This is a genomic window from Corallococcus llansteffanensis (assembly GCF_003612055.1).
GTDB lineage: Bacteria > Myxococcota > Myxococcia > Myxococcales > Myxococcaceae > Corallococcus > Corallococcus llansteffanensis.
In genome coordinates, this window is record NZ_RAWB01001160.1 from 1 (window position 1) to 456 (window position 456).

Here is a 456-nt window from a genome sequence, read left to right on the forward strand (position 1 = left end):
GGCCTGGAGCTCGGCGACGCCGACGCGGGCGCGAGCTTCCTGGAGCTGGGGCTCGACTCGCTGGTGCTCACCCAGGCGGCGCTCGCGGTGCAGAAGCAGTTCGGCGTGAAGGTCACCTTCCGGCAGCTGCTGGAAGAGGTCCCTTCGCTGGGCCAGCTCGCCGCGTACCTCGACGGCCGCATGGCCCCGGAGGCCGCGCCCGCCCCTGCTGCCGCTCCCGCGCCGGTTGCCGCTGCTCCGTCCGCGCCCGCGCAGCTCGCCGCGAACATCCTCGCGCAGCAGCACGCCGTCGCCGCGCCCGTGTTCCAGGCCGCCCCGTCCGCGCCAGCCGGCACGCTCCAGGCCGTCATCGAGCAGCAGCTGCGCCTGATGACCCAGCAGCTCGCGCTCCTGTCCGGACAGCCCGCGTCCGCGCCGGCCCCGGTGCAGGTCCAGGTCTGTCTCATATACACATCT

The 456-nt window shown here is 74.1% G+C and carries 1 protein-coding gene; it reads left to right on the forward strand.

Features of this window, described 5'->3' with window-relative positions; genetic code table 11:
* The coding region (locus D7V93_RS43915) for an acyl carrier protein (protein ID WP_147451728.1) at positions 1 to 456 on the forward strand (456 nt) is incomplete at both ends.